This is a genomic window from Streptomyces sp. NPDC030799 (assembly GCF_055572255.1).
Genome location: NZ_JBVIDS010000002.1, coordinates 23,059 through 41,258 on the forward strand (window position 1 = coordinate 23,059; position 18,200 = coordinate 41,258).

Here is an 18,200-nt window from a genome sequence, read left to right on the forward strand (position 1 = left end):
ATGCAGACCAGACCCGCTGACATGGGCGTACCCCGCTTCCCTTGCGGGCAGCGGGGTACGCGGATGTGCGTCAGGCGGCGGGCGAGTCGAGAACGGGCGGCCCGAGCAGTGGAAGGGGAGTCGCGCGATGAGTCAGCACCGGCAGCAACTCGGTGACCGGGAACGGCCGGTGAGCCGGTATGCCCGGCGGGGCCGGCGCCAGCGGGACGAGCAGGTCGGTGCCCACCGGGTGCCCCTCGGCTCCGTCGGCCGTGAGGTCGCCGTGCAGCCACAGGGTGAGCATGTAGAGGCCGGGCACGGACAACAACCGTGCCTGATAAGGCTGTTGCAGTGCCTCGGCCTGGTGCAGGGCGCGCTCGGTGGAGGCGACGTACGGGCCCTCGAAGAAGTGCGAGAAGGCCCAGCCGTCGGGCGTGAGCATCGTCTCCGCCGCGGCCACCGCCCGGTCGCCGCAGCGGATCAGGAAGCGCCAGCCGGCCAGCCGGGTCGCGGACAGACCCTGGGCGGTGATCCGGTCCAGCACATGCACCGGCAGCGGCAGTTCGGGTGTCGTAGGGCCCTGCGCGGCGCGCAGGGAGGGAGTGCGGGCCTCACGGACCGCGGTGGGCGAACCCAGGGCGGTGAGGACGGAACGCAGGGCAGGCACGGGGGCAGGGGGCACGTGCAGCGGCATGTGGGTCGCCTCTCTCGTACGACAGGCGCGACGGCGCGAGGAGGGGTGGGGCGGACGGCGCTGTCTGCTCACGCAAGGCCGGAAGGGTTGAGGCCCGGGTCGGTGAACAAGGGTGCGGCTCGGCCTGCCGCCCGTCATGGGACGGCCTGAACACGGCAGGAACCAGGACCTGGGGCGTCACCCTTCTGCCTTGTGGGCGAAGTTTATACGACGCGTGTTCGGCCGTTGTTTCATCTATCCCATTTCCGGAAGTCACACAAGGCGGTAATGCGCCGCAGATTTGTGGGACTCCTCCCGATTTCCCGCCCGCCTTCCGCCGCTGACCTCGCCATACGCACCGGTAACGGTCGGCCGAATGTCATCGGCGTTTTTCACGAGGCGTTGCGGGCACCCGAAGGTGCAGGCTGTGACATGCCCCGTGAATGTGCCGCGGGGAACATTCCGAAAGAGTAGCGGGCGCCGGGCCCGCGCGGGACGTTATCGATCGCTTCCGGTGGGCATCATCCACCCTGACCCGGGAGCCCGGCGGCCGGATCGCCGGCCCGCCCATCCGAGGAGGGACACTTCGATGGGGGAGAAGGTCGCGGCAGGGCAGTTCGACCTGTCCGATCGCCAGCGCTACCGCGAAAAGCTCCAGAAGTGCCTGACGGGACTGGAGCGACTGCTGTGCGAGAAGCGATTCGACCGTCCCAGGAATCTCATGGGAGTCGAGATCGAATTGAATCTCGCCGGGCCCGACGGTATGCCCAAAATGTTGAACGGCCAGGTACTGGAGCGCATCGCGAGCCGCGATTTCCAAACAGAACTCGCCATGTTCAACCTGGAAGTCAACATCGCACCACACCGCTTGGGCGGTCGGGTATTCGACCGGCTCGCCGAGGAACTGCGCACCTCGCTCGCCTATGCCGACCGCAAGGCCGGCGAAGTGGACGCCGGTATCGTCATGATCGGTATTCTGCCCACTCTCGACCGCGACGACCTGGTCTCCTCCAACCTCTCCGAGGTCGACCGCTACACCATGCTCAACGAGCAGATCGTGGCCGCGCGCGGCGAGGACTTCCGGCTCGACATCGAGGGCGTGGAACACCTCGTCTGTACGTCCAAGTCGATCGTCCCCGAGGCCGCCTGCACCTCTCTGCAACTGCATCTGCAGGTCACTCCCGGCCGGTTCGCGGACGTGTGGAACGCGGCGCAGGCGGCGAGTGCCGCTCAGATCGCCGTCGGCGCCAACTCGCCGTTCCTGTTCGGTCACGAACTGTGGCGCGAGTCCCGGCCCCCGCTGTTCCTGCAGTCCACCGACACCCGCCCGCCCGAACTCCAGGCGCAGGGCGTTCGGCCGCGCACCTGGTTCGGCGAGCGCTGGATCAGCTCGGCGTACGACCTGTTCGAGGAGAATCTGCGCTTCTTCCCCTCCCTGCTGCCGATCTGCGACGACGAGGAGCCGCTGGACGTCGTCGAGGCGGGCGGCACACCGCGACTCGCCGAACTCGTGCTGCACAACGGCACGATCTACCGCTGGAACCGGCCCGTGTACGGCATCGCCGACGGCGTCCCCCACCTCAGGGTGGAGAACCGGGTGCTGCCGGCCGGGCCGACCATCACCGACGTGATCGCCAACGCGGCCTTCTACTACGGCCTGGTGCGCGCCCTGGCCGAGGAGTCCCGGCCGGTGTGGACCAGGCTGCCCTTCGCGGCGGCCGAGGCCAACTTCGACGCGGCGTGCCGGTACGGCATCGACGCGCGGTTCGTGTGGCCCCGGCGCGGGCGCTACGGCGGCACGGGCGAGGTCGACGCGGTCACCCTGATCCGCGACGAACTGCTGCCGCTGGCGGCGGCCGGTCTCGACGCGTGGGGTGTGGAGGCGGCAGACCGTGATCTGTACCTGGGCGTCATCGAGGAGCGCTGCCGGCGCCGGGTGAACGGGGCGTCCTGGCAGGCGGCCACGTTCCATCGGGCACTGGAGCAGGGGCTGACCCGTGAGGCGGCGCTGGCCGCTACGACGCGGAGGTATGCCGAGCTCATGCACGTGGGGGAGCCGGTGCACATGTGGCCGGTGGGGTTGCCGGAGGCGGTGGCCTTGGGCTGAGGGCAGGGTGGTGAGTGGCTCCGGTGGCATGGGGCCTGAGTTGGCGTGAGTGCCGCGCGCCGTGCGGACCGCCGGGTGTGCGGGGTGGGGCGGGGCTGAAGCTGGTGACGTGTGCCGGTGCCGCCTGCGTGCGGCCCGTACGCTGTCCTCACATCTCCTTCTGCGATCCTTGCCGGGCAGAGGTGAGCCGCGGGGCTCATGAGCCGGCTGGAGGCAGGGGTGCAGGTGGAGGCTGACTCGGTGGCTGATTCGGGGGCGCGGGAGCGCGACCCGCAGCGGGTCCTGCGGGACGAGACGCTGCTCGTCCTCGGGCTCTCGCTGGGAGCGAGCGGGGTCTCCGCACTGATCAGCTTCATCGGCTCGGTCACCAAGCCGGGCGGTCTGAAGGACCAGGCGGCCACCCTCAACGCCTCGGCCGCGCCCGGCCGCCCCTGGCTGGACCTCGCCTGGCAGCTGTTCGGCATCGCCACCGCACTGGTCCCCGTCGCCCTGGTCGCCCACCTGCTCATGCGCGAGGGCGGCAGCCTGCGCACCCTCGGCTTCGACCGCACCCGCCCCTGGCCCGACCTGGCCCGGGGCGCTGGTGTCGCGGCCGTGATCGGCAGCACCGGCATCGCCTTCTACCTGGCTGCCCGCGGCCTCGGCTTCAACCTCACGGTCGTCCCCGAGGCGCTGCCGGACGTGTGGTGGAAGTACCCCGTGCTGATCCTGTCCGCCTTGCAGAACGCGATCCTCGAAGAGGTCATCGTCGTCGGCTATCTGCTGCGCAGGCTGGGCCGGTTGGGCTGGACCCCGGGGACCGCGCTGGTGGCCAGTGCGGTGCTGCGCGGCTCGTACCACCTCTACCAGGGCATCGGCGGCTTCCTCGGCAACATGGTCATGGGCGTGGTGTTCGTGTACCTGTACCGCCGCTGGGGGCGGGTCGGCCCCCTGGTTGTTGCGCACTCCCTGCTCGACATCGGAGCGTTCGTCGGCTACGCCCTTCTCGCGGGCAAGGTCGGCTGGCTGCCGACGGCCTGAGCACCGACGGGGCTGGTCGCGCAGACAGACCACGGCCCGCATCCGCCACGGCCCGCGGCGTATGCGGCCACCCTGTCGTCTCCACCGGCCGGTGGCGCAGGAGTCTCCACCGGCCGGTGGCGCAGGCAGGCCGCCGTGATGTCCACGGACTGGTGGTGCAGGCGGCCGGCGGCTGCCGTGATCTCCAGCAGCGGTGGCGCAGGCGGGTGGCCCCGTAGTCCCCACTGGCCGGTGGCGCACCTGGCCGCCTCCCTGTATCCACCGGCCGGCGGCGCGGCGGCTGTTCAGGCGCGCAGTTCGCCCTCGATGACCGTGACCGCGCGGCCGGTGAGCAGGGTGCGGTCGCCGCGCAGGCCGGTGCGGACCAGGCCGGTACGGCGGGAGGCCTGCAGCCCGGTGAGGTCGTCCCGGCCGAGGCGCGCGGACCAGTGCGGGGCGAGCGCGGTGTGGGCGCTGCCGGTGACCGGGTCCTCGTCGATGCCGACGTTCGGGAAGAAGCAGCGGGAGACGAAGTCGTAGCCGCGGGAGGCGTCGTCGGCGAGTGCGGTCGCGATGATGCCGCGCGCGGAGTAGGCGCACAGGGACTTGAGGTCCGGCGTGAGGCCGAGGACTGTCTTCTCGTCGGCCAGCTCCACCAGCAGGTCGCCGACGTTCGGACCGGTGTCGAAGACCGCGACCGGCTGTGCCCCGAGCGCCTCGGCGACCCCCGCCGGGATCTCGGCCGGACGGAGCGGCGCCGTCGGGAAGTCGAGCGTGATCGAGCCGTCCTCGGCGGGGTGGGCGCTGAGCACGCCGCTGCGGGTGGCGAACCGTACCGGGCCCTCGTGGGCGCCGGTGGTGTGCAGGACGTGGGCCGTGGCGAGCGTGGCGTGCCCGCACATCGCCACCTCGGCGACGGGCGTGAACCAGCGCAGTGCCCAGTCCGCCTCGCCGCCCTCGGGCAGCCGGTGGGCGAACGCCGTCTCGGCGTGGTTGACCTCCATGGCGACGTTCTGGAGCCAGTCGTCGTCCGGGAAGACGTCGTCCAGGAGCAGGACTCCGGCCGGGTTGCCGGCGAAGGGGCGGTCGGTGAAGGCGTCCACGATTCGAATGCGCATGGCGCCGACGCTAGTGGCTGCGCCGGGCGCCGGCCCAAGGCCAATTCACGAGTCCTGGCACGTTTCCCGTACACCGGCGGCATCCCCCCGCTTCGCGCGCCTGAAGACCTGGCGCATCCTCACCAAACTCCGCACGAACCCCGCCCGCGCCACCAACCTTCTCCGCGCCCTGCTCGTCCTGACGAACCTCGAACTCGGCCGCTGACAGACGATCAAGACCGAAGACAGCCGCCCACGACCGACTGGGCCTCGGTCAGTCGATGCCTTCGACGATGCGGAAGTCGCGCTCGACGCCGTCGGAGAGGGCGACCAGCGCCTCCTGGTAGGCCGCACTCTCGCGCGCCGCGACGGCCTGCTCGAAGCTGTCGAACTCGACCAGGACGGTGCGCTCGGCGATTCCGGCGTCGTACGCCGCGACCCGCCCGCCGCGGACGATGGTCCGACCGCCCCCGGCCTCGACGGCCAGGCGGGCCAGCTTGTTGTAAGCAGCCAGCTTCTCAGGATCTGAAATGGTGCGGTAGACGCTGACCCAGTAGCCCTTGGGCATGGAACCTCCAGTGTGGGGATGAGTGCATCTGACTTACGGGTTGGTCTCGGACGAGCGTCGGCGGGCGAGAGCGAGGCTTGTCAGCGTCGTGATCGCCATGGCGCCGATGCCGACCAGCGCCGCGGTGGTGTAGGCGCTGTCGTCGGGGAAGAGGTGACCGGGGCCGGTGCCCGCGGCGAGGATCAGACCGCCGATGGCGCTGCCCAGGGAGTACCCGACGCTGCGGACGACGTAGTTGAAGCTCATGGCGCTCGACGTCTCGCTCTTGGGGGTGACGTCCAGGATGACGCCGGGCATCGCGGCCGAGAAGCCGCCGACGCCGAAGCCGAGCACGCCCATCGCCGCGAACAGTTCGGCCAGGCCCGACCGGGCCGCCGCGAACAGGGCGAACCCGCCGCCGACCACGACGGCGCTGCCGGCCAGGAGCAGGGGGTCGGCGATCCGCGTCCGGACCCGCGGCGTGAGCTTGCCGGCGACGAACCCCAGCACCGAGAACGGGATGAGGACCAGCCCGGCGACGAAGGTCGTCAGCCCGAAGCCGTAGCCGGCGCCGTGCGGCGTCTGCGCGTACCGGGTGATGAGCGTGAGCAGGAGGTACATGCCGATCCCGCCGACGAACATGGCGAGGTTCGCCCCGGCGACCGCCGGGTGCCGCACCGCCCGCACATCTATCAGGGGCGTCGTGCTGCGCAACTCGATGACGGCCCAGACGCAGATCAGCACCACCGCGACGACGGCGAGGCCCGCCGCCACGGCGAGGTGCCGGCTCCACAGATTCCGTTCGCCGGCGAGGAACAGCACCAGGAGCAGCGCAGCGGCCAGGACGACCCCGCCTGCCACGTCCACGTGGGCGGAGCGGCCTTCGGGGGCTTCGGGCATGGAGCGCCACGCGGTCAGGAGGGCGGCGGCGGTGACGACCAGGCCGAGGCCGTAGGCGGCCCGTACCCCGCCGAGCTCGGCGAGCAGTGCGGCCAACGGGTAGCCGACGCCGGCCCCGATGATCGAGACCACCGAGATCAGGGCGATCACGGCCGCGCTGCGCTCCTCGGGGAGGTGGTCCCGGGCCACGCCCATCATCAGCGCCGTCAGCCCGAGCCCAACGCCCTGGGCCGCCCTGCCGGCCAGCAGCCACGCGAACGGCAGCGGCAGCACGGTGAGCGCGCTGCCGGCGACGACGACCGCCAGCGTGGCGAGGATCGTGGCCCGCCGGTGCGGGCCCGCTCCGAGCCGGCCCAGGACCGGCGTGGCGACGGCGCCGCTGAGCAGCGCGACGGTCAGCGTCCACTGCGCGCTGCCGAGCGAGACGTGGAACGAGGTCGCCACGCTGGTGATGAGCGGCGTCCCGAGGCTGGCGACCGCCGCCACGACCAGAGCGATGAACATCAGGGCGGGGACCAGCAGCCGCGCCTCGGAACGCGCCACCGGGAACGCCTTCACCGCGACCCCGCCGACCGGCTGCCCGGTCACTGCTTCGGCCCTTCGCGGTCCTGGCTTTCGAGCTCCGCCAGATGTTCCAGCGCCGGAAGGGCCGCCACCAGGGCCTCGACCTCGTCGCCGGTGAGCTCGCCGATCAACCGCTCGAACGCGTGGACGCCCGCCTGGCGCCGCGTCCGGACATAGGAGGCGCCGGCCTCGGTCAGGCACACCAGCGTGACCCGCTTGTCGGACGCGTCGCCCCGCCGCTCGACCAGGCCGGACTCCTCCATCACCCGGACCAGCGCGGTCATCGCGGGCTGGGTGACGCCCTCGACCGCGGCCAGATCGGTGATGCGCCGCGGGCCGGTCCGGTCCAGGGTGGCCAGGGTGGCGGCGGACGTCAGGCTCATGTCCCGGGGCAGGCGTCTCACGGCCCTGGTGGCCAGGCCGTAGAGGGCTGCCCCGATGGCGGCGGACGCGCCAGGAGCGGTGTCTTGACGACTCATGCTCGAAGCATAACATCTTTATATTCATAGTTTATGGAAATGGTCGACTGGCGCGGGCGGCCTCGACCGCTGGGAGCCGGTGACGTCTCAGAGGCTGCCACTGCGCTTGTCCTGGCCGATGAACCCCCAACGACGTGGACGCCGGGACGCTCTCCGTGACGGCCCGGCGCATCGCTGCCACCGCCCGAGGTTCGGCCCGGCCCAAGAACCTGGCGGACATCCCTGGCACGGGCACCCAGCCGCAACCGTCCCGGACGCGCAGGCCTCACGATGTCCTCCCCGCCGCCAGGGCTGACGACCGTCCCGCCGTTCAGCGGAGCTGAGAGCAGATCGGCCGTCAGCTCACGTTCTTCTGCCCCTTGAACGCGATGAACTTCCGGACCGGAGCGGCACGTTCGAAGGGCTCGTCCCAAAATCGGGCCGGCGATCCCAGTTGTCCCACCCCGTCGGCGCCGGCGAACCCCCACCACGACCACCCGTTCCGTACACCGTCCGAACCAGATCGCTCGAGACAACCGGCGAACCGGACCAGATCGCCTGAGACAGGAGCCGGGTCGTCGGAGGCAGGACACCCGGCGTCCTGACACGGGTCTTGTCATGCGATCGGTACCGATATATCGTTGAGGCATCGCGAACGATACGCGATACAGACGTGACAGATCATCGATGGAATGGAGTGATCGCGATGCGTACCCACGGATTCGAGCGTGGACATCGGCACGAGGGCCCCGGCCTGCGCGGCAGGGGTGGATTCGACGGGCGGCGGGCCGCCTTCGGGCCCTTCGGTCCGGGTGGTCCGGGGTTCGGCCCCGGCGGACCCGGATTCGGGCCCGGCCCCTGGGGGCCCCGGGGGCGCGGTGGCCCGAGGGGGCGGGCGCGGCGCGGTGATGTGCGGGCCTCGATCCTGGCCCTGCTCAAGGACCGTCCCATGCACGGCTACGAGATGATCCAGGAGATCGCCGAACGCAGCGGCGGCGCCTGGAAGCCCAGCCCCGGCTCGGTCTATCCCACCCTCCAACTGCTGGAGGACGAGGGCCTGATCGCAAGCGAGAGCGAGGGCGGCAAGAAGCTGTTCGCCCTCACCGGGGACGGGCGCGTCGTGGCCGACGAGGGCCCGGACGCCCCCTGGGAGGAGGCCTCGCGCGGGGTCGACTGGGAGGCGCTCGGTGAGATCCGCCAGGCGGGCTTCGGTCTGATGGAAGCCTTCGGGCAGGTCTGGAAGACCGGCAGCAAGGAGCAGCGCGAGAAGGCGCTGGCCGTCATCAACGACGCCCGCAAGAAGCTGTATCTGATCCTGGCCGACGAGCACTGAGCTCGCGGTCGGGCAAGGCGCCCCGCGCGGCGGTCCGCGCGGGGCGCCTTCGCGTGCCCGGCCCGCCGGGGCTCAGGCGACCAGGCCGGCCAGCTTGCGCAGCGACTCGTTCAGCGCGGCCGTCGCCGAGTCCTTCAGTTTGCCCGCCATCAATGACACCGCGGCGCCCGTGAACTCGCCGTCGATACGGACGCTCGTGGCGTCCCCGTCGGGCGTGAGGGTGTAGCGGGTGGCGACCGTCACCGCCATCGGGCCCTTGCCCCGGATGGCGAACACCCGCGCCGGTTCCAGCTCCTCGATGGTCCAGTCGACCTCGGCCGGGAAGCCCATCAGTTTCATGTTCTCCTGGAACGTCCCGCCCACGGCCAGCGTGTCCGGCCCGCCCTTGGGGAAGCTGGTGTGGGTGGCGTTCCACTCCCCGTACGACGACCAGTCGGTGAGCCGGGTCCACACCTTCTCGGCCGGTGCCTCGATGCGTGCCTCCGCGCTGACTTCGGCCATGCGACCACCCCTTCGGATCGGGCGTAGCGGGCTACGGTGTCGCGGAACGTAGCCGCAAGGGCACGAACATTCAATACTGATGAACCGTCAGAATCCGGTGCGGTACTGCCTGCCGTCGACCCCTGATCGGCCGGATCTCCTCCCTGAGGAGGAGATCCGGAGCGGCGATGTCCACTCTGTGTGGGATGCAAAGATGGTTCCGCCCGTGGATGACTCGGCCCGTTGATGCTGATGGGGTAGAGGATGTGCAACCCCGTACAGCCCGTCGGGCCGCCCATGACGAGGCGGCTGCGCACATGGACGACGATGCCGCGCTCGGCGCCGAGCTGGCAGCGGTGGTCGCCGGTGCCCGGCGGAGGGCCGTCCGGGACGGCGACCGGCAGATCGACACCGCGCATCTGCTGCACTCCCTGCTGGAACACGATCCCGAGGTGCGTGCCGCCGTCGGCGGGCCGCCGCAGCTCGCCCGGCTGCTCGGCTACCTCGTGCAGCGCAGCATCGGCTACGGACTGCGCTGGCAGGGCAGCGTGGAGGACTCCGGTGCGCTCCCCGCCGTCCCCGGACAGGCCGTTCGCGGCGCCCGGGAACCCGGGGACACCGCCGGCTGGTCGCCCGCCGCGGCTGCCGCACTGGACGGGGCCCGCGACCGCGCCCGACTGCGCGGTGAGCCCCGCGTGCACGGCATCGACCTCCTCGCCACCCTCACCGCGGATCCCGCCTCCCGGGCCGTCGAGGTGCTGGCCCGCGCGGGCATCCGCGACCTGAACACCCGGCTCGAAGCCGGCCCGGCGGAGGAGTACGCCGGCGACGGAGGCGTTGCCCGCTGAGCCCCCGCATGTCCAGCCCCTGAGACAGGTGTCAACAGGGGTGACGCTCATGTCGCCGCCTGTCATCATGTGCCGGTGCATACGTCAGAGAGCAGTCAGGGCAGCCGCGGCAAGGGCGCCGGGCTCGGTCTCGCACTTGCCTCCGCGCTCGCCTTCGGCGGGTCCGGAGTGGCCGCCAAACCGCTGATCGAGGCGGGGCTCGACCCGCTCGACGTGGTCTGGCTGCGGGTGGCCGGCGCCGCCCTCGTCATGCTGCCGCTCGCGGTACGGCACCGCGCCCTGCTGCACCGCCGTCCCGCGCTGCTCGCCGGATTCGGACTGCTCGCCGTCGCCGGGGTCCAGGCCTGCTACTTCGCCGCGCTCTCCCGCATCCCGGTGGGTGTGGCGCTGCTCATCGAGTACCTGGCTCCCGCGCTGGTGCTGGGCTGGGTGCGGTTCGTGCAGCGGCGGCCGGTGACCCGCGCCGCCGCGCTCGGCGTCGTCCTCGCCGCCGGGGGCCTCGCCTGTGTGGTGGAGGTCTGGTCGGGGCTCAGCTTCGACGCCCTCGGACTGCTGCTCGCGCTCGGCGCCGCCTGCTGCCAGGTCGGCTACTTCGTCCTGGCCGACCAGGGCAGCGACGCGGGCGACGCGGCACCGGACCCGCTCGGTGTCATCGCCCACGGCCTGCTCGTCGGCGCCCTCGTCCTCACGGCCGTCGCCCGCCCCTGGAGCATGCGCTGGTCGGTGCTCACCGGCTCTGCCGACCTGAACGGCACCGCCGTACCGGCCCTCGCCCTGCTCGGCTGGATCGTGCTGATCGCCACCGTCGTCGCGTACGTCACCGGTGTGCTGTCGGTACGGCGGCTGTCCCCGCAGGTCGCCGGTGTCGTCGCCTGCCTGGAGGCGGTCATCGCGACCGTGCTGGCCTGGGTGCTGCTCGGCGAGCATCTGTCGGCGCCGCAGGTGGCCGGCGGTGTGGTCGTCCTGGTCGGCGCGTTCATCGCCCAGTCGTCCGCCCCGGCCAAGGGGTCCGCCGAGCCGGTGGCCGCGGGCGGAGCCGAACGCGAGTTGTCGCCCCACGGTACGGCCGCATAGGGTGCCGGTCATGCCGTCCACGCTCGTCCTTCCGCCCCCGGCCGCCTGAGGCGGGCCTCCGGGACACCAGCCCCGCGCAGCTGCGCCGGGCCGGACGGTGCTGCCCGCAGATGAAGTCCGCGCGTCCCGCTGCAGCGGGACGCTCTCGAACTTCCGCACCCTGGGTGCGTTTCTGCGGAGAGAATCCCTTGACGACGAATCCTTTGTCGGCGAATCCCTTGTCGACGAGTCGCCCGACGACGTCCGACACTGCTTCGTGCCTGCCCGTCGGGCGTGGCCTGCTCTACCTGATCATCACCGGTGCCGCCTGGGGCACGGCCGGAGCCGCCGCCTCCCTGGTCTACCGGACCAGCGACATGGGCGCCTTCGGGCTGTCCTTCTGGCGCTGCGCGCTCGGCCTCGTCCTGCTGCTCGCCGGACGAGGACTGCGCCCGCGTGTCCGCCCGGCCACCACCGAACCCCTGCTCCGCAGGGCCGGCAAGGTCCTCGCCACCGGCCTCGGTCTGGCCGTGTTCCAGACCGCCTACTTCGCCGCCGTGGAGTCGACCGGACTGGCCGTGGCCACCGTCGTCACCCTCGGCGCGGGCCCCGTGCTCATCGCGCTCGGTGCCCGGCTGCTGCTCGGGGAACAGCTCGGTGCCGGCGGGGCGTCGGCCGTCGCCGGGGCACTCGCCGGGCTGGCCGTCCTGACCTTGGGCGGCTCGGCCGCGACCGTGCGGCCCGCAGGCGTGCTCCTCGCGCTCGCCTCGGCCGCGGGCTATGGCGCCATGACCCTGCTGACCCGCTGGTGGGGGAGGGGCGGCGGCGCCGACGCCTCCGGCACCACCGTGGGGGCCTTCGCAGTGACCGGCTTGTGCCTGCTGCCGTTCGCGCTGCACGAGGGCCTGCTCCCGCACACCGCCCACCCGGCCCGGCTGCTGTGGCTGGTGGTGTACATCGCCGCCGTGCCCACGGCTCTCGCGTACGCGCTCTACTTCGCCGGGGCGGCCGTCGTACGGTCCGCCACCGTCTCCGTGATCATGCTGCTGGAACCGGTGACCGCGGCCGCGCTCGCCGTCGTCCTGCTCGGTGAGCGCCTCACGGTGACCACCACGGCCGGCATCCTGCTCCTGCTCGGCGCGGTCGCGGGCCTGGCGGTGAGCGAGGCCCGCGGGGGCGGCGGCCGGGAGTCGGTCCGGGTGTAGGTGCTGTCCGTGGTCTACAGCGCGGTCAGATAGTCCGGCAGCTCGACGCCGGCCGCCAGGTCGGCGTTGGGCACCGGCGCGTCGTAGCCCTTGCGGAGCGGGACGACGCCGGCCCAGTGCGGCAGCGCGAGGTCCTCCGGATCGTCGTTCGCGCCGCCGGTGCGGACCTTGGCCGAGACCTCGTCCAGGTCCAGGCGGATCACCGCGGTGGCGGCCAGCTCCTTCTTGTTCGCAGGCCGGGAGTCGGCGGCGCGGCCCGGTACGACGTGGTCCACCAGCGCGTCCAGCGCCACCCGCCGCTCCTCGGGGTCGGTGACCTGGCGCGCGACGCCGTGCACGACCACGGAGCGGTAGTTGATGGAGTGGTGGAAGGCGGAGCGGGCCAGCACCAGCCCGTCCACGTGGGTGACCGTCAGGCACACCGGCAGGCCCGGGTCGGTCTCGCCGGTCATCCGCAGCGGGCGGGAACCGGTGGACCCGTGCACATAGAGCCGCTCACCGACCCGCCCGTACAGCGTCGGCAGCACCACCGGTGCCCCGTCGCGGACGAATCCCAGGTGGCACACGTACCCCTCGTCGAGTATCGAGTGCACCAGCTCCTTGTCGTACGACGCCCGGTCCGCGGAGCGGGTGGGCACGGTGCGGTCGGTCGGGGTGTAGGCGGCGGCCTGGTTTTCCTCGGTCGTCCCCTGCATGACGGTCCCTCCAAGGCGAGCAATGGTGAGCTGGCGATCAGTATTGCACTAGTGCATAATGCTCTTTGTGCTAGGAGAGTATCCCATCGAAGGGCGCGGCGCAGCAGAGATCGCGGCCAGCGTCGAGCGCGCGGTCGGCGCCGGTGACCTGCGGCCGGGCCAGACCCTGCCGCCCATGCGGGAGTTGGCGGCCCGGCTCGGCGTCAACCCCAACACCGTCGCGGCCGCCTACCGCACCCTGCGCGAACGAGGCGTGATCGAGACGGCCGGCCGCCGGGGCAGCCGTATCCGGCCCAAGCCGGCCACCACCGGCCGTGAGGAACTGCGGGTGGAGGTCCCCGCCGGAGGCCGCGACCTGGCCACCGGCAACCCCGACCCGGCTCTGCTGCCCCACCTCACCGCCGCCCTGGTCGCGGCGGCGGAGGAGGGCGACCGGCGGCCCGTCCTCTACGGCGACGACCCGGTCGACCCGGGCCTCGTCCGCATCGCCCGCGCCGAACTCGACGCCGACGGCGTCCCCGACGGTCCGCTGACCGTGACGTCCGGTTCCCTCGACGCCATCGAGCGCGTTCTCGCCGCGCACCTCAAACCGGGCGACGCGGTCGCCGTCGAGGACCCCGGCTGGGGCAGTGTCCTCGACCTGGTTCCCGCCCTGGGCCTGCGGACCGTCCCCGTGGGCGTGGACGACGACGGACCGAGCCCCGAAGACCTGCGCCACGCCCTGGATTCCGGGGCCCGCGCGCTGATCGTCACCGACCGCGCCCAGAACCCGACCGGCGCCTCGCTGACCGCCACGCGCGCGCGTGCCCTGCGTGCGGTCCTGCGCGACCACCCGCAGACCCTGCTCATCGAGGACGACCACGGCCACGGCATCGTCGACCTCCCGCTGCACCCCCTCGCGGGCGTCACTCGCCACTGGGCCGTCGTCCGCTCCGCCTCCAAGGCCTACGGCCCCGACCTGCGGGTAGCTGTCCTCACCGGCGACCCGGTCACCGTCGACCGCGTCCGGGGCCGCCAGCGTCTGGGCCCCGGCTGGGTGAGCCTGCTGCTGCAGCGGACCGTGGCCCGGCTGTGGACCGAGGGCGCGGTGGACCGGGTGACGGTGGCGCAGGCGTACGCGGCCCGGCGGGACGCCTTGGTCGAGGCGCTGGCGGAGCGCGGAGTCGTCTCTCATGGGCGCAGCGGCATGAACGTGTGGGTGCCGGTCCCGGACGAGACGGGCGCGGTGGCCCGTCTCCTCCAGCAGGGCTGGGCGGTCGCTCCGGGCGCCCGCTTCCGCGTGGCCTCCCGGCCGGGCATCCGCATCACGATCTCGACACTCACCGAGGAGGACATCAGCCCCTTGGCGGACGCGGTGTCAGCAGCGGTGCGCCCGTCTCCGGCCCGCGTCTATGTCTGAGAGCCCGTGACATCACCACTGTCCGGTGATCGACGAGCGGGGTGAGCGGCTGCTGTCCTGCGCGACGAGTTCACGACGCCGGCCGGTCACCTCGACCACGACCCCGAGCACCCTGCTCCGAGCCTGGATGCGGGCTTACGGCTACGGGTGTGCGAGCGCACCAACTCGTCGATGAACAAGCCCGCGCTGCCCGAGGTGGCCGGGTGATCGGCCCGTACGCGCATCAGCGGCACAGCCCTGAGATCAGTTCTTCGCGGCACGTTACTCCGGTCTTGCGGTAGACGGCCTTGAAGTGGTCGTTGACCGTGTGGGGCGACAGGCTCAGGCGGCGGGCGATCTGTTGGGCGGGCAGCCCTTCGAGCGCCAGTTCCAGTACGCCGCGCTCCCTGCGGGGATGCCGTACCAGGCGGCCACGACGGGCAGCAGCAGATCGGCGGGGGCCGGCTGCACGGTGGGCTCCACCAGACGAGCCCTTGCCTCCAAGAAGCGCGCCACCTGCGGCGAGCCCACGTCGGAAGTCGAAGCAAGAGCCACCTGTCGTGGACCTTCCAGCGCCGCCGCTGCGTATCCACAACGGACCCGCGCCCGCACACGAACCCGCAGCCCCCTCAGGCACCCTTCCGCCGCATCTGCGTAAGCGCCGCCCCCGCCAGAACGATCACCGCTCCGACGGGCGTGGTCCACCGCAACGACTCCCCGAGAATGGCAACGCCCGCACCTGTCGCGATGACCGGAATGAAGTACGTGACCATCTGCGCGGTGGTGGGCCCGACCTCAGTGACCAACCCGTACTGGATCAGCATGGCCAGCCCCGTGCCCAACACCCCCAGCGCGGCGATCGCGAGCAGCGGAACCAGCGAGAAGTGTGCGGGGAAGCTGGTGAACAGCGGTGTGACAACGGCCAGTTGAAGCGCTGCGAGCATCAGCTGCGCCCCCGTCATCGACAGATGGGAGTTGCCCGTCCCCGCCAGCGTCCGCCGGACGTAGATCCAGCCCACCGGGTAGCTCAGCGACGCCAGCAGGGCCAAGGTCGTACCCGTGGCGTCCAGCCCGTGGAAGCCCTGCCAGGCACCCAGCACCGTCAGGACGCCCAGGAACCCCAGTCCGAGTCCGGCCACGCGGACCCGGGTCGGCCGGTCCTCGGAGAGGGCGACCAGCGACAGGGCCATCCCCCACAGGGGCGACGTCGCGTTGCAGATACCGGCCAGCGTGGACGGAATCGTCAGCTCCGAGTAGGCGAAGAGGGAGAACGGCAGGGCGTTCAGGAAGAACGCGGCGACCGCCATATGGCCCCACAGCCGGGCCCCGCGCGGCAGCCGCTCCCGCTTGGCCGCCATCGCCGCCGCCAGTACCGCCGTACCGAACACGAGACGCCCGAGAGTGACCTGGAAGGGCGCGTATCCCGCCGTGCCCACCTTGATCAACAGGAAGCTGAAGCCCCAGATCAGGGACAGCGCGCCGAAGCGCAGCCGCCAGTCCAGGCGGGCGCGGGGACGGGCGGGGGCGGGGGACTGGGTGCGGGTTGCGGTGACCGTGCTCATGGCCTCCACGATGCTCCAGGCAACCTCGTAGCACAATCGAGATTTTCCACGAGAAACCTCTTAGAATCACTTACATGTTGAACCTGGAGCGCCTGCGCACCCTCGACGCCCTCGCCCGGCACGGCTCGGTCAGCGCCGCGGCGGACGCGCTGCACGTCACCACGTCCGCCGTCTCCCAGCAGCTGGGCAAGCTGGAGCGTGAGATCGGGCAGCAGCTCCTCGCCAAGAACGGCAGGGGCGTGCGGCTCACGGACGCCGGCCGACTGCTGTCGGAGCACGCGGCGCGCATCCTCTCGCAGGTCGAACTGGCCGAGTCCGACCTGGAGGCGCACCGCGGGCAGGTCGTCGGCGAACTACGGCTGTCGGCGTTCCCGACCGCCGCCCGGGGGCTCTTCCCGGCCGCGCTCGGCGCACTGCGGGCCGAGCACCCCGGGCTGCGCGTGCGCTCCAGCGAGCTGGAGCCGGAGCCGGGCATCGCCGGTGTCGTCCGTGGCGACCTGGATCTCGCGGTGGTCCTGGACTGGTACAACAAGCCGATGCCGGTGCCCGACGGCCTGGTCAAGGCGCCCCTGATGGACGACCCGGCCGATGTCGCCATGCCGCTCGGGCACCGCCTCGCCGACCGGGACGAGGTGGACCTCACCGAGTTCGCCGAGGACGAGTGGATCACCTGGGGCGAGGGTCAGTTCTGCCACGAGTGGCTGATGTTCACGCTGCGGTCCAAGGGCGTCGAACCGATCGTCGGCCACCGCGCCGGCGAGACCCACACCCAACTCGGCCTGGTCGCCTCCGGGTTGGGTGTCTGCATCGCACCGCTGCTGGGCCGCCACCCGGTCCCGGACGGCGTGGTCATGGTGCCGCTCAGGCAGCGGGTGCGCCGGCACGTGTATGTGGTCTGGCGGGCCGACGCCGACCGCCGCCCCTCGATCCGGGCCGCGGTCGACGCCCTGCGCACCGCCGCGCAGCAACTCGGCTGAGCTCTACGCCCCGCCCAGTTTCCGGAAGTCCCAGGACACGATCTTCTCCGGGGTCAGCCGTGCCCAGGCGTGCCGTCCGTCGTGCGGCATCTCGTCCAGACCGAAGTTCTTCCGCGCGAACAGCGTCTCCGCTGTGTCGAGTTCGGCGCACAGCTCCCCGGTGCGCGGCACCTCGCCCACGAACTCCACCCGCCCGGACAGCTCGACCCCGCGCAACTGGTCGTACTCCTCGCCGGAGTCGATCACGACAGCCACCCGCGGATCGCGCCGCAGCTGGGCCCAGCGCCGGCTGCGCACCACCGAGTACAGCCACAGCGAGGTGCCGTCCCAGGCGAACCAGAGCGCGCTGACATGCGGAGTGCCGTCCGCCGAGACGGTCGCGACCCGGCAGGTGCGCTGACTGGTGAGGAACGTGTCCAGCTCGCCGGGCGTCATCATGATCTTCCGGCCCCGGCGCTGCTGAGTGATGGTCATGCGGCCCCCTCTTCTCCCACGTCGTGCCAGAGAACTATCGTGTCCTGGAGATCCTCTGACATCACGTCAGAAAAGAAAACCGTTCGTGGCCAGGGGGCGCGTCATGCCGTCGTACGAACAGCTCCGTCAACTCCTCGACCCCGGGCACACCGTCCTGCTCACCGTGGAGTGCCAGCAGGGCGTCGTCGGACCGGACAGCGCCCTGCCCGACCTGGCCCGCGAGGCCCGCTCCTCCGGTGCGCTGCGCCAGGTCGCCCGGCTCGTCGCCGCCGCCCACGAGACGGGGGTCCAGGTGATCCACGCGATCGCCGAGCGCCGCCCGGACGGCCGGGGGGCGAGCCGCAACGCCCGGCTCTTCCGGGCCGCGGAACGGCTCCCCGTCCAACAGCTGTCCGGCACCACCGCGGTGCGCGTCGCACCCCCGATCGAGGTCGGTGAGGAGGACCTCGTCGTACGCCGGCTGCACGGCCTGTCCCCGATCCACGGCACCGACGTCGACGCCCTGCTGCGCAATCTCGGCTGCCGCACGCTGATCGTCACCGGCGTCTCCGCCAACGTGGCGATACCCAACGCGGTGTTCGACGCGGTCAACCTCGGCTACACCGCCGTCGTCCCGGCCGACGCCATCGCGGGGGTGCCCGCCGACTACACGCCCGCGATGATCCGGCACACCCTCGCGCTGATCGCCACGATCTCGACCACCGACGAGGTGCTCGGCTGCCTCCAACGGCCGCGTGGGCGGCGGCCCTAGGGGGTGGGGGGGGGGGGGGGGGGGGGGGGGGGGGGGGGGGGGGGGGGGGGGGGGGGGGGGGGGGGAAAAAAAAAAAAGGGGAAGAGGGGGTGGTTTTTTTTTTTCGGGGGGTGGGTTTGT

Annotated in this window: 20 protein-coding genes; 9 read left to right on the plus strand and 11 right to left on the minus strand. The window is 71.8% G+C overall.

Annotated elements, in window-relative coordinates; genetic code table 11:
• Positions 1 to 70: 70 nt before the first annotated feature.
• Positions 71 to 673, minus strand: a complete 603-nt coding sequence (locus ACZ41I_RS03960) for a hypothetical protein (protein ID WP_468317297.1) — start codon at positions 671 to 673, stop codon at positions 71 to 73.
• Positions 674 to 1,241: 568 nt separating this feature from the next.
• Here ACZ41I_RS03960 and ACZ41I_RS03965 point away from each other — a divergent pair.
• Positions 1,242 to 2,759, plus strand: a complete 1,518-nt coding sequence (locus tag ACZ41I_RS03965; protein WP_363220126.1) for a glutamate-cysteine ligase family protein — start codon at positions 1,242 to 1,244, stop codon at positions 2,757 to 2,759.
• Positions 2,760 to 2,978: 219 nt separating this feature from the next.
• The gene (locus tag ACZ41I_RS03970) at positions 2,979 to 3,779 is read left to right on the plus strand and encodes a CPBP family intramembrane glutamic endopeptidase (protein WP_399763578.1); all 801 of its coding nucleotides are present in this window, start codon (positions 2,979 to 2,981) and stop codon (positions 3,777 to 3,779) included.
• Positions 3,780 to 4,063: 284 nt separating this feature from the next.
• On the opposite strand, the gene ACZ41I_RS03975 is transcribed toward ACZ41I_RS03970, so the two are convergent.
• The 4 genes from ACZ41I_RS03975 to ACZ41I_RS03990 all read right to left on the minus strand — a co-directional run bounded on the left by ACZ41I_RS03975 (position 4,064) and on the right by ACZ41I_RS03990 (position 7,249).
• The gene (locus ACZ41I_RS03975) at positions 4,064 to 4,876 is read right to left on the minus strand and encodes a PhzF family phenazine biosynthesis protein (RefSeq protein ID WP_399763437.1); all 813 of its coding nucleotides are present in this window, start codon (positions 4,874 to 4,876) and stop codon (positions 4,064 to 4,066) included.
• A 253-nt stretch (positions 4,877 to 5,129) separates the two neighbouring features.
• Positions 5,130 to 5,423, minus strand: coding sequence for a DUF1330 domain-containing protein (locus ACZ41I_RS03980; protein ID WP_363220123.1), 294 nt, complete (start codon positions 5,421 to 5,423; stop codon positions 5,130 to 5,132).
• A gap of 33 nt (positions 5,424 to 5,456) precedes the next feature.
• On the minus strand, positions 5,457 to 6,890 hold the full coding sequence (locus ACZ41I_RS03985; RefSeq protein ID WP_468513092.1) for an MFS transporter: 1,434 nt from the start codon (positions 6,888 to 6,890) through the stop codon (positions 5,457 to 5,459).
• The gene (locus ACZ41I_RS03990) at positions 6,887 to 7,249 is read right to left on the minus strand and encodes a MarR family winged helix-turn-helix transcriptional regulator (protein ID WP_363220128.1); all 363 of its coding nucleotides are present in this window, start codon (positions 7,247 to 7,249) and stop codon (positions 6,887 to 6,889) included. Before ACZ41I_RS03990 ends, ACZ41I_RS03985 begins: the two co-directional genes overlap by 4 nt.
• A gap of 781 nt (positions 7,250 to 8,030) precedes the next feature.
• On the opposite strand from ACZ41I_RS03990, the gene ACZ41I_RS03995 reads away from it, so the two are divergent.
• Positions 8,031 to 8,657, plus strand: coding sequence for a PadR family transcriptional regulator (locus tag ACZ41I_RS03995; RefSeq protein WP_468513093.1), 627 nt, complete (start codon positions 8,031 to 8,033; stop codon positions 8,655 to 8,657).
• A 72-nt stretch (positions 8,658 to 8,729) separates the two neighbouring features.
• Here ACZ41I_RS03995 and ACZ41I_RS04000 read toward each other — a convergent pair whose 3' ends face one another.
• Positions 8,730 to 9,158, minus strand: a complete 429-nt coding sequence (locus ACZ41I_RS04000) for a type II toxin-antitoxin system Rv0910 family toxin (RefSeq protein ID WP_399763426.1) — start codon at positions 9,156 to 9,158, stop codon at positions 8,730 to 8,732.
• A 296-nt stretch (positions 9,159 to 9,454) separates the two neighbouring features.
• On the opposite strand from ACZ41I_RS04000, the gene ACZ41I_RS04005 reads away from it, so the two are divergent.
• The 3 genes from ACZ41I_RS04005 to ACZ41I_RS04015 all read left to right on the plus strand — a co-directional run bounded on the left by ACZ41I_RS04005 (position 9,455) and on the right by ACZ41I_RS04015 (position 12,243).
• Positions 9,455 to 9,985, plus strand: coding sequence for a hypothetical protein (locus ACZ41I_RS04005; RefSeq protein WP_468513094.1), 531 nt, complete (start codon positions 9,455 to 9,457; stop codon positions 9,983 to 9,985).
• Positions 9,986 to 10,054: 69 nt separating this feature from the next.
• Positions 10,055 to 11,059 carry an EamA family transporter gene (locus ACZ41I_RS04010; RefSeq protein ID WP_468513095.1) on the plus strand — a complete coding sequence of 335 codons (1,005 nt, stop codon included), beginning with the start codon at positions 10,055 to 10,057 and terminating at the stop codon, positions 11,057 to 11,059.
• Between the two features lie 188 nt (positions 11,060 to 11,247).
• Complete coding sequence (locus ACZ41I_RS04015; RefSeq protein WP_468513096.1) at positions 11,248 to 12,243, plus strand: DMT family transporter; 996 nt, start codon at positions 11,248 to 11,250, stop codon at positions 12,241 to 12,243.
• A 14-nt stretch (positions 12,244 to 12,257) separates the two neighbouring features.
• On the opposite strand, the gene ACZ41I_RS04020 is transcribed toward ACZ41I_RS04015, so the two are convergent.
• Positions 12,258 to 12,938 carry a pyridoxamine 5'-phosphate oxidase family protein gene (locus ACZ41I_RS04020; protein ID WP_363217208.1) on the minus strand — a complete coding sequence of 227 codons (681 nt, stop codon included), beginning with the start codon at positions 12,936 to 12,938 and terminating at the stop codon, positions 12,258 to 12,260.
• Positions 12,939 to 13,005: 67 nt separating this feature from the next.
• On the opposite strand from ACZ41I_RS04020, the gene ACZ41I_RS04025 reads away from it, so the two are divergent.
• Positions 13,006 to 14,337 carry an aminotransferase class I/II-fold pyridoxal phosphate-dependent enzyme gene (locus ACZ41I_RS04025; RefSeq protein WP_399763413.1) on the plus strand — a complete coding sequence of 444 codons (1,332 nt, stop codon included), beginning with the start codon at positions 13,006 to 13,008 and terminating at the stop codon, positions 14,335 to 14,337.
• 223 nt (positions 14,338 to 14,560) lie between these two features.
• On the opposite strand, the gene ACZ41I_RS04030 is transcribed toward ACZ41I_RS04025, so the two are convergent.
• The 3 genes from ACZ41I_RS04030 to ACZ41I_RS04040 all read right to left on the minus strand — a co-directional run bounded on the left by ACZ41I_RS04030 (position 14,561) and on the right by ACZ41I_RS04040 (position 15,878).
• The gene (locus ACZ41I_RS04030) at positions 14,561 to 14,710 is read right to left on the minus strand and encodes a LuxR C-terminal-related transcriptional regulator (protein WP_468513421.1); all 150 of its coding nucleotides are present in this window, start codon (positions 14,708 to 14,710) and stop codon (positions 14,561 to 14,563) included.
• A complete protein-coding gene (locus ACZ41I_RS04035) occupies positions 14,659 to 14,787 on the minus strand; it encodes a hypothetical protein (protein ID WP_468513443.1) in 129 nt (42 codons plus the stop codon). The genes ACZ41I_RS04030 and ACZ41I_RS04035 overlap by 52 nt, the downstream gene beginning before the upstream one ends.
• A 158-nt stretch (positions 14,788 to 14,945) precedes the next feature.
• Positions 14,946 to 15,878 carry a DMT family transporter gene (locus ACZ41I_RS04040; protein ID WP_468513097.1) on the minus strand — a complete coding sequence of 311 codons (933 nt, stop codon included), beginning with the start codon at positions 15,876 to 15,878 and terminating at the stop codon, positions 14,946 to 14,948.
• Between the two features lie 74 nt (positions 15,879 to 15,952).
• On the opposite strand from ACZ41I_RS04040, the gene ACZ41I_RS04045 reads away from it, so the two are divergent.
• Entirely contained in the window at positions 15,953 to 16,855 is a 903-nt protein-coding gene (locus ACZ41I_RS04045) for a LysR family transcriptional regulator (protein WP_399763403.1), read from the plus strand.
• 3 nt (positions 16,856 to 16,858) lie between these two features.
• Here the strand turns inward: ACZ41I_RS04045 and ACZ41I_RS04050 are convergent, their stop codons facing one another.
• Positions 16,859 to 17,329 (minus strand): pyridoxamine 5'-phosphate oxidase family protein, encoded by a 471-nt coding sequence (locus ACZ41I_RS04050; protein WP_363217213.1) that lies wholly within the window; start codon positions 17,327 to 17,329, stop codon positions 16,859 to 16,861.
• Between the two features lie 103 nt (positions 17,330 to 17,432).
• Here ACZ41I_RS04050 and ACZ41I_RS04055 point away from each other — a divergent pair, with 103 nt between their 5' ends.
• On the plus strand, positions 17,433 to 18,080 hold the full coding sequence (locus ACZ41I_RS04055; protein WP_468513422.1) for a cysteine hydrolase family protein: 648 nt from the start codon (positions 17,433 to 17,435) through the stop codon (positions 18,078 to 18,080).
• Positions 18,081 to 18,200: the final 120 nt, after the last annotated feature.